The sequence below is a fragment of the Paramaledivibacter caminithermalis DSM 15212 genome (genome assembly GCF_900142245.1).
In the GTDB taxonomy this organism is placed as follows: domain Bacteria; phylum Bacillota; class Clostridia; order Peptostreptococcales; family Caminicellaceae; genus Paramaledivibacter; species Paramaledivibacter caminithermalis.
In genome coordinates this window covers 1-2050 of the sequence record NZ_FRAG01000133.1, presented here as the reverse complement: position 1 = coordinate 2050, position 2050 = coordinate 1, and the positions used below count along the sequence as shown (strand labels likewise).

Genomic DNA, 2050 nt, shown 5'->3' with positions numbered 1-2050 from the left:
TGTTTGTAAAAATAGTATAACATACTAAATCAGAAAATAATGTAAAATATTTTATGATTTAGAAGTTGTAGGAAAAAGAGTCGGTAAAAACAGGGTCAGGATTGAAAAGACCTTTATAATTATTATCTTAATCCTCTTTCTATAATTTTGATTAACTCGTCCGATTCTCCTTGACTATTTCTATACCACAGCAAAGCCCATTCTTCATCTTCCCTATCCTCATTCCTTTGACTCATATATTCTTTAAAAAACTTTCTTATTTCTTCATAAGTTTTTAGACTTTTTTTCTGATTCTCCGTTGTCTTCTTTATTAAAGCGTCTATCTCCCCCTCATTTCCATTTTGCTTAATAAGCTTATATAGTTTTTTTAAATCCTTTTCTGTATTATCAAGAAAGGAGTTTACTTGAGAAAAACCTCCTACTCCTGAAAATGCAAGACTTTTAGTCACATTTATATGTTCAATTGCCTTAGCTAAACTTATTTCGTCTATAGCATCACTATTTAAAATTTCATCTAATATCATTCTTGACGGTAATACTAAAGCATAGGCTTCAATACTAGAAATTCTTTCTCCATACTCTATTTTGATTGTCAAACTTTTTTTATATTGATAAATGTTTAATATAATCAAAGCGATTATTAGAGAAGCACATATTAAAATTAATATATTATTTTTTTTTATAATACTCACCGCCTTTCTAATCTGTAACATCTAAGCTAAAATCATCTTCTGCCTTTTTACTCTCGTAATAATTGTAAACATATCCATCCATTGGAATATAATATTTTTCTTTGTATTCCATTTCAGCATAGAACTTACCTGCAACTTTTCCTTGATTTCCATCTATTCCAATAACAAAAAACGGAACATACTCATCATCAAAATCCAACTCTAAGTTTGATCCAGCTCTAGTTTTTAAATAAGGTGTAAGGGTAGAAGAATAGACATTTAAATATCCTTTGGATCCATTAATCGCAGCAGCAAGTGTGTTAGTTGGTATCCCAAAACAATTTAAAACATCATATAGAATATTAAAAACATCTACGCTGGAACCGTCGTCATCCTCACTTGGATGTACACCATCACATTTTCCCTTGCTAAACTTAAATCCAGCTTTAACTTCATATAATTCTACACTTTTGCTAAAAGGATCATAATTACCTAAGGCTTCTTCAATATCTTCTGCATAAGATCTAAGTTTTAATAATAATAACTCTCCATTATTTTCCTCTTGGTACAATTTTACTTTTACTCCACGTTCATCATCAATCGTAGAATTTTTCATATATGCTGATTCAGATTTTATATACTCAAAAATACGTGTTACGGACTTCAATTTGCACATTTTTTCATTTTTAATGGAAGTAAAATTATACATATTAGAATTTTTCTTTTTTGTTTCTTTTGATTTCTTTTCTTTTATCTCTTTCATATCGTTTTCTGATATAATAGGTTTTCCAAATATCATCACCATTGAATCAGACTCATTGTATATATTCATAGATAAACACACTTTTTTATTCTTTTTAGCGAACCCAATTAATAATTTGTATTCATCACCTTCAATTACTATATTCCCCTTGAGTGCCCCTTCTATCAATTCACCAGATTTGAGTTGTTTTTTTTCTACTTCTCCTTCGGTCTTAAAATCATATCTATTTCCTTCAATTTCAAGATGACCTTTTACAACAGCTGTTCCCAAATTTTCTTCTTTTTCAAATTCTGTAAAATAATCATAAAATATTTGGGGAACAGATTTTTTTGCTAATTTAGTATTAATACCAAGTTTCTGATTTACATTTTTTATCGAAATAGATTTTCCATGAACTTTTTCTAGTTTAGATTTATTTTTATTAGAAATAGCATATGAATTTTGAAAACTTCCTACTAGTAAAACTGTTATTAATGTAAATATCAATACTTTTTTCATTTTATCATCTCCTTAATTTAAATGTATTGTCAAAGATTTAAGAATAATCTTCAACTTAACCCATTGATTTTACTTAAAATTCATATCAAATTTATTAAACCTTGAAGTTGTTTATCTC

The 2050-nt window shown here is 27.8% G+C and carries 2 protein-coding genes; both read right to left on the bottom strand.

Features of this window, described 5'->3' with window-relative positions:
* Nucleotides 1–122: 122 nt before the first annotated feature.
* Nucleotides 123–596, bottom strand: a complete 474-nt coding sequence (locus BUB36_RS18840) for a hypothetical protein (RefSeq protein ID WP_165613157.1) — start codon at nucleotides 594–596, stop codon at nucleotides 123–125.
* A gap of 103 nt (nucleotides 597–699) precedes the next feature.
* On the bottom strand, nucleotides 700–1932 hold the full coding sequence (locus BUB36_RS20280) for a hypothetical protein (RefSeq protein WP_242655930.1): 1233 nt from the start codon (nucleotides 1930–1932) through the stop codon (nucleotides 700–702).
* Between the last annotated feature and the right edge of the window lie 118 nt (nucleotides 1933–2050).